This window comes from Paraburkholderia sediminicola, assembly GCF_046026895.1.
Taxonomy (GTDB): domain Bacteria; phylum Pseudomonadota; class Gammaproteobacteria; order Burkholderiales; family Burkholderiaceae; genus Paraburkholderia; species Paraburkholderia sediminicola_C.
Genome location: NZ_JAQQEU010000143.1, coordinates 1 through 7,780, shown reverse-complemented (window position 1 = coordinate 7,780; position 7,780 = coordinate 1). Strand labels below are relative to the sequence as shown.

Genomic DNA, 7,780 nt, shown 5'->3' with positions numbered 1-7,780 from the left:
TCCGGATAGGTCACCGTCACCGTGCTGCCCGGAATGCCCGTGCCGGCCACCGTCACCGTGCCATCAGGATTGCCCGTGGCCGTTGTTTCCGGCGACGCCGGCGCGGTGCCATCGACGTAGTTTGCCTGCGTCGGCGCGCTGGTCTGGCCGTTGAACGTGTCGGTCACGCTGATCATGCCGTTTGCTTCCGGCGTCGGCGAGGTGATCGCATACGAGCCGTCCGCCGCGACCCTGGTGCTGCCCGTCGTGCCGTCCGGATACGTCACCGTCACCGTGCTACCTGGTACGGCGATGCCGCTGATCGTCACCGTGCCCTCGCCATTGCCGATTATTTGCGCGTTAGGCGGATTGGGCGCCACGCCATCGGTGTAGCTAATCTGGGTCGGTGCACTGGTCTGGCCGTTGACCGTATCGGTCACATTGATCGTTCCGATCGCTTCCGGTGTCGGCGAGGTGATGGCATACGTACCATCCGCGGCGACCTTGGCGGTGCCCGTCGTGCCATCCGCATACGTTACCGTCACCGTGCCGCCGGGCACACCCGTGCCCGCAATCGTCACCGTGCCATCAGGATTGCCCGTGGCCGTCGCGGTCGGGGCTGCCACCTGCACTTCTGGCACGGTGGCCGCACTTCCGCCGCCGCCCGACGCAACCGCAGCACCAATGCCAGCGCCGGCTACGCCGAGGCCCAGCAAGGCCAGCGGCGCCCAGTCCTGCCAGCTTGACGAACCCGCATCCAGGAGGACCGATACATCGGAAATGTGTTGAAAAACAGGCTGCGCGTCAACGCCGCCAGCGATCGAAGAGCCGTCAGCGGCCGCCTCGCCAGGAACGTTAGCCAAATGCATGTCAAGCCAGTCAAAGCCGCCCTTATCCGAAACAAACACGATTTCGGACCGCTCTCCCGAGACCACAAAGAAATTGTTAATCACAATTTCCTGGCCATCCTTAAGATGCAGAACCAGGTCCGCGCCTTCACGGCGGTAGCTTTGCACTTCTTCCGCATGAATATTGAGCTCGACCACGCTCGCATGGTGCAGGACAACCACACCGTGCGCAGTTCCAATTGTCAAATTCTGGTCGACCTTGCCATCCGCACGATCAACGACCTTAACATTTACCAGCATAAAATTGCTCCGCGATTACCTGAAAGATTATTTGGCACTACTTCTCTAACCAGAAGGTGACCCGCCCTGCGCGACCAAATCGACGCTTGCGTGCAACCTGTTATATTGACCTGCAGTTTCCTAAATTGTGACGGCATTCCAGGCTTAGCGATTTCTTACTTGACAGAAATCACTGCAACGCATGCCCAGACTAGTCAGAATCAGGTCACGTTCGCGAACACCACGAAAGACTATTTATAGAAATTTGTAGAAAGGTGCGCGAGAGGAAACAGCGGCGTGTGTTCATTCGACTTGGTCAACGCTGGCTGAAAGGATCAGGCAGCGTTAAAGTTCACAAATCAGCCGCTTCGCGCTCCTCTCCGGCCCATCGAATCACCGCTCGTGGAAAGCGTCGCGGGCTTTGAATACTGGCTTCAATAGATAGCTCAATACCGTCTTGCGCCCCGTTTTAATATCCACCGTAGTCGTCAATCCCGGAAAAATCCGAATCGGCGCCTTCCCCTGGTTCAATACAGAGGATTTGGTCTTCACAACCACCCGGTAGAAGCTTTGATCACGGTCATTGGGGGACAACGAAATGGCACGAGACTTGTCGTCGTTTTGTATCGTGTCAGCACTAATCTGCGATACGACGCCCTCAAGGCCACCATAAATGGAATAGTCATACGCCAGAACCTTGACTGTTGCCGGCAAGTTGGGGCGGAGGAAAGCAACATCGGCAGGTTTGACGTAAGCCTCAATGATCAGGGAGTCGTTATCCGGCACCAGTTCCATGATCTCCTCACCCGGCGCGACCACCCCGCCAATTGTGGATACCTTGATATTCTTCACGATGCCGTCCATCGGCGCGACGATCGTGGCGCGCTTATAGGCGTCCTCCCGACCGGCCGTGGCCTGCTGTGCCTGGGCAAGATCAGCCGAAAACTTCGTTAGATCTGTATTGGCCTCGGCCCGATACTTGGAGACGCGGTCTGTCATTTGCAGCCGCAACCCACTTGCCTGCTCACGAAGTCTCAACAGTTCCACTTCCGACACGACCCCTTTGTCCACCATTGGCGCAGTGATCGATATCTCGCGATCAATGATGGACAGGTTCTTTTTCATCTCGGCCAAACCCTGGTCCAGCGCCTGCTTCCTTGCCACGTAAAGCTCGCGCTCTTTCTGCACGATATCGGGCTCGGCCGCCACCTCTGCCGGAAACTTGATATCGGTGCCGCTGACCTCGGCATTCAGCCGTGCCACTGCCGCCTCAAGCGCCAGCATTTTGCTGCGTTCTTCACGGTAACCGGCGCCTGATCGCGCATCGTCGATGCGGATCAGCGGTGCGCCCTTCTTAACCCGATCGCCTTCCTTGACGTAGATTTGCGCAACCGCGCCGGGGTCCAGACTCTGAATCACCTGATCCCGATCCGAGGCAATCACGCGCCCCTGCGCCTTGGTTACCTCATCAACATGCGAGAGAGCCGCCCACACCAGAAAAATCAAAACCGTTAGCCCACACGCAGCTACCGTCCAAAGCGCAGACGGATGGCGCTCTGCATGGAGCGCGGCCGAAACATCACGCATATACGCAATATCTTCGCTCTTTGGAACCTGTCCAAACCTGTTGTTCGTCATCATTTTGCGACCTCCGCAGTACGCACTGGAACAGTCAAGCCGCGCTCCAGTGCCGCTAACATTTCTCCCTTCTCACCCGCAGCCACGACCTTTCCTGAATCCATAACCATAATCTGGCCGACCAATGCCAGCAGTTGAGGCTTGTGTGTAGTAAGCACCAGGGTGCGTTGGCCAAGCCACACGTTGAGCACCTCGAGCACACGTCGTTCGCTATTGGCATCGAGCGCGCTGGTAGGCTCGTCGAGCAGCACCACTGACGGGTCCGTCAATAAAAGCCGCGCGATAACCAGCAGTTGTCGCTGCCCGCCCGAAAGACCCGCTCCGTTCTCGCCAATCTTCGTATCGATACCCTCCGGCAAAGTACTGACGTACTCACCCAGACCCACCTTGTTTAGTACGTCCCATATCCGGATGTCCGCAACCAGCGCATTGCCCACGGTCAGGTTCTCCCTGATCGACCCATGAAACACTCGACTTTCCTGCGATACGTATCCGATAGCACTTCTCAGGCGGAAAGGATCAATGTGACTGACATCAATCTTGTCGAGCTGCACCGAGCCCTCCGACGCACCATAAAATCCCGCCAGAACTTTCAGGAGGGTCGACTTTCCGCTTCCCACCTTTCCGATCAGACCAACGCGTGCATTTGCCGGAATCGCAAAACTCGTTGGCAGGACAGCGGGGCGTTGCGTGCCCGGATAGACATAGCCCGCGTCGCGCGTTTCCAGTTGGCCAAGGATATGTTCTGGCAAAACATAGGTTCGCTGCGGATCTCGATCGATCGGGCGTTCCATCAAATTGTTCAGCGTGTCGAGCGAGACTCGTGCTTGCTGCCAGCGCGCAGCCAGACCAAGCAGCGCCGCGACCGGTGCGATTGCGCGCCCTGCCAGGATGACTGTTCCAACCAATCCACCCATCGAGAGATGGTTGTCACCGATCATGTAAACACCCCATGCCACGATGACAACCGTCGACAGTTGCTGAATGAGAACGCTCAGGTGCATCACACCGCTGGTGAGCGCGCGGATCTTCGCTGAACTGTTGGCGGAAAACGCATTCGCCGAATTCCATTTTTCTTGCATCCACCATTGCGCGCCACTTGCTTTGACAGACTCAAGTCCATCAACCGCTTCGACAAGCACGCCATTCCGTTCGCCAGCTTGACTCATGCTGAGGCGCGTATAGTGCGCGAGCGGAACCTGGCAGAGCAGCGCAATGCCAGCAACTAGCGGGATCGCCAGCAGTGGCACCAGCGCCAACCAGCCGCCGATCATGCCGATCATTGCCAGAAACAGAATGACGAACGGCATATCGGCGATTGTCGTCAAGGCCGCCGACGTAAAGAAGTCACGCAATGATTCGAAATCACGCAGGTTGCTCGCATATGCGCCCGCCGATCCCGGCTTTGCGTCCAGACGCAAACTCATCGTGCGTTGAAACAGATTGCTGCTGATCAGCAAATCGACTTTCTTTCCGCCAATGTCGAGCAGCCATGCCCGCACATTGCGCAATACAAACTCGAGCACCATGGACAGGACTACGCCCACGACAAGCACCCAGAGTGTTTCGTATGCCCGGTTGGGCACAACGCGGTCGTACACGATCATGGTGAAAAATGCTGACGCCATGGTAAGCAGATTCACGATGATTGTTGCGACGGCCGCCTGCCAGTAGTAGGACCGGTAACGCAACAACAACTTCCACAACCATGCCGTCCTGGATTCGATGCTCGCGACGAGCCCCCGGTCCAGCTTGTCGATCCGGGGCTTGACCAGAATGCATACGCCACCGTAATCCTGAGCCAGTCGCTCAACTGACAGGCTTATTTCACCCATACCCGACTCAGCGAGGAGGACCACAGCTTTCTCACCACCGGCATCCAGACTCGCAAGTACCAGAGCACCGCCATTTTTCTTAATCAGAATAACAGGCAGTAATTCGGGTGTCAGACTCTCCAGTGCTCGCCGCGCATATTTGGCAGTAAAGCCGTTCAGCTCAAGGTTATGCATCACGAGCGTCGGTGAAACACGACCCTGGATGTCGTTCAGACCACCACCTTCGCGCAGCGCTTCCGCAGGGATCGCCCGCCCGTGCAACCGTGTCAGCAGGGCCACCGCCTGGCACAGTTCGTCCCCACTTGAAGTATCGAAATCGATTTCTTCAATCTGTTTAAGGTCCGAACCAGAAATATTCATATTCATGCAATACTCCACGAAAAAATTACAAGCGAGCTATCAATTAACATCAACATCGTTAGGCTCCGCCGTGTTCCGAATAGCCTTGGTACAGTTGCCCTAACGCCGCCTGCAGGCTATAGCGAGCTACCGCAAGATCAGCCTGGGTCTGGACAGCATTGACCTGATTCGAAAGAAGCTCGGAATACGAATTGAGCAAATCCAGCAAGGTTCGGCGCCCGATCTGAAACTGGAGCCGGTACGAATCTGCAACCTGAAGACCCAGCTGATCCTGGCTTTGCGCCATCGGCAGGCGGTCTTTCGCACGCTCATATGCAGCCCATGCGCTCGTTACCCCGTCGACGGCTTTCCGGCCAGCTTCTTCATAACTTTCGCGAGACGATATCGCCGAATACTGGGCTGTCTTGACGGCAGATCGTGCTGCCATGTCAAAGCCAGTCCACGTCATCGTGATGCCAACCGAACGTCCTTTGGTCGCAGCCGTGAGGTCAACGCGGGGCAGCAGGCTTGCTTTGGCTACCGAAACGTTCCCTTGTTGATACTGCCAATCGGCAAACGCAGCCCGTACATCCGGATGTGCCGAAACGGCATTCTCCTGAGCATGCGGAAGCGTGTCCGGAACGGGCATGCGATCGATAACGGGATCTTCAAGACTGGGGACACCCTTCGGCATGGAACCCGTGTACCGCAGCAGAGAACTCGCCGCCTGACGCTGAAGTCCCTGATAGTCGACAACCGTCTGTTTCGCCGATGACAGGCGCACAAGCGCCTGTTGATAATCGGCTGCACGCCCCCGGTCGATCTTCGCCATTTCGCCAATATCGGCGACCAGCTTCTCGTGACGTTGCTCGTTTTCCAAGGCATAGCGCAGCGACTCAGACGCGCGAAACCAGTCGATATATGCCTGTGCGACATTGAGCGCAGTCGTGTCCTGCTCGCTCATCACCTGGTACTTGACCTCGTCAAGCTTGCTGCGTTGCGCGCGAATCGTGGCGTTGATGCTGCCGCCCGCGTATAGGTTGAGCTTCATCACCGGGGAGCCGCTAAAGCCAGTCGGCAAATTGATCGGATCATCGCTAGCAATCTGGCGGGTTGCCTGATAGCCCACGGTAGGCCAGTGCCCATAGCGCGCCTGATCGACATTCGCCTCTTGGGCCGACACGCTGGCACCAGCAGCTCGAATCCCCGGATAGGATTGCAGGGCGGTCGAAATGGCACCAGCGATGCCGGTCATCCCGCCAAGGGAGGCCGCATCGGGGCTTTCCGTGCCGGTCGGCTTGCCGTCAGAATCTCGCATGGCGAGTGATGAGCCGGCTAACCGAACCACGTCTTTATCCCGCTGGCTCAGCACCGACAATGCTAGCGGCGAAACGTCGCTCGCTGCCGGCTGCTGAGCCCTACATTCGTTCGCAACCGCACTCGCGATCACGAAAATCGGCGGAAGTGCAATGGCAGTCAAGCTTTTAAGTCTACGCACAACAGAATCTCCTGAAAAAAAATTCGCATACTTAGTTGTACGAACTTATTAAGCATGCTATATTAAACATCAGGCCAGCTTAGTCAGCCAAACCCGCCTATTCTCAACCGGGATACCAATATCCAGTCCGCTCAACTTATGTCACCTGATACTTCGGTGACCCTTATCTAAGCCATGGATCTGAATCGCGATGTTCAACTCACTGACTACGTGTCTCGAGGCGACCGCGCTGCTATCAATCCGGTTGGGAACGGGGCTTTGTCTGGTCACGGGGCAAATGAACGGACACGTCAATCAACTTTCACAAAGGTTCGCAATCGTTGCGAGTGTTGAACGAATGTGTTCTGTCTCGTCTTGAATAGCGCGCTTTCCGCACCTTCTCTTCCCTTCGCTACGACAAGATCAATACTACGATCGTTAACGTTGCATCTCAATTTTACGAAATGCTAATAGTGGTGAAATTTGAGTCATACTTGTACGAATTTGAAATGTCAGGCCCGGCTGGCAGCCCCTAACGGGCTATGTTCAAGAAGGGATTGCTGACGACTGAACCGCCCCGGATTTGGTGGATGGTTACTCTCTTGAGAGTCATGAGCAAAGAACGAGGTTTTCCCCCGAGGTCCGAGAGTGGGCCGTTCGTCTGGTTCGAGAGCAGCGTAGTGAGCATCTGTCGCTGGGGGCGGTGGTCGAATCCATTGCACCGACGATCGAATGCACGAGCCGGACGCTGCTGGGGTGGGTCAAGCAGAGCAAGTCGAGAACGGCGAGCGCGTTGGCGTGATCACGTCGGAGCGTGAACGCCTTAAGGCGCTGGAGCGCAAGATCAAGGAACTGCGCCGTGCCAACAAGATTCTGAAGCTGGCGAGCGCGTCTTTCGCCCCGGCGGAGCTAGACCGCCGTCTGAAGTCCTGAAGGCCGTTGTCGATCAGCATCGCGACGCCTTCGGGTCGGCCCGATCTCGAAAGTCTTGCGGATTGCACGATCACGATCGCAGGCATCGAGTTGATGCATCGTATTCGCAAAGGGCAGTTCAGCCTCCCGAAGGTCGGTTGTAGTTTCTATTATCCTGGACTCCACCTGACAGATAGTCGGCCGAGTAAAACAAGAAGGCGATTTATTTTGAGATCAGTTTCTCCCTGCGAGCGCAAGTGAATCGAGGAAGGCCATCTGATCGCTTTCGCTGAATTGATCGACAAGGGCCGGGTCGGCGCGTTTTCCTACCCTCCAGGCGGCCTCGTCGAGCCGTATGTTGCTTTGCAAATCGCGATCTTGCGCGTGTACAGTCCAGGATCTCGTTCGCATTCAGCGAGACTTCCTGATGGCGGCCCGCGATATAAACATGGATATAGGCACGCATGATGGAC

Annotated in this window: 4 protein-coding genes, 1 pseudogene and 1 other annotated feature; of the genes and pseudogenes, 1 reads left to right on the top strand and 4 read right to left on the bottom strand. The window is 56.5% G+C overall.

Going from position 1 to position 7,780, the window contains the following annotated elements; translation table 11 throughout:
• From PQR02_RS38915 to PQR02_RS38900, 4 genes are all read right to left on the bottom strand, one after another.
• A partial coding sequence (locus tag PQR02_RS38915; RefSeq protein ID WP_408243144.1) for a BapA prefix-like domain-containing protein occupies window positions 1-1,127 on the bottom strand: 1,127 nt, incomplete at its 3' end.
• A gap of 372 nt (window positions 1,128-1,499) precedes the next feature.
• Window positions 1,500-2,747: a beta-barrel domain-containing protein gene (locus PQR02_RS38910; RefSeq protein ID WP_408243143.1), complete on the bottom strand. Its 1,248-nt coding sequence runs from the start codon at window positions 2,745-2,747 to the stop codon at window positions 1,500-1,502.
• The gene (locus tag PQR02_RS38905) at window positions 2,744-4,945 is read right to left on the bottom strand and encodes a type I secretion system permease/ATPase (protein ID WP_408243142.1); all 2,202 of its coding nucleotides are present in this window, start codon (window positions 4,943-4,945) and stop codon (window positions 2,744-2,746) included. Before PQR02_RS38905 ends, PQR02_RS38910 begins: the two co-directional genes overlap by 4 nt.
• Window positions 4,946-4,997: 52 nt before the next feature.
• Window positions 4,998-6,398 carry a TolC family protein gene (locus tag PQR02_RS38900; protein WP_408243141.1) on the bottom strand — a complete coding sequence of 467 codons (1,401 nt, stop codon included), beginning with the start codon at window positions 6,396-6,398 and terminating at the stop codon, window positions 4,998-5,000.
• Window positions 6,399-6,981: 583 nt separating this feature from the next.
• Between PQR02_RS38900 and PQR02_RS38895 the strand changes: the two are divergent.
• Window positions 6,982-7,401: pseudogene (locus tag PQR02_RS38895) on the top strand (transposase); the annotation flags it as partial.
• Window positions 7,283-7,398, top strand: a sequence feature (AL1L pseudoknot). (Overlaps the previous pseudogene by 116 nt.)
• Window positions 7,402-7,780: the final 379 nt, after the last annotated feature.

Excerpts from the sequence above, each read along its gene's own strand:
- PQR02_RS38905 (WP_408243142.1), bottom strand. The coding sequence starts at position 4,945 with ATGAATATGAATATTTCTGGTTCGGACCTTAAACAGATTGAAGAAATC.
- PQR02_RS38910 (WP_408243143.1), bottom strand. The coding sequence starts at position 2,747 with ATGATGACGAACAACAGGTTTGGACAGGTTCCAAAGAGCGAAGATATT.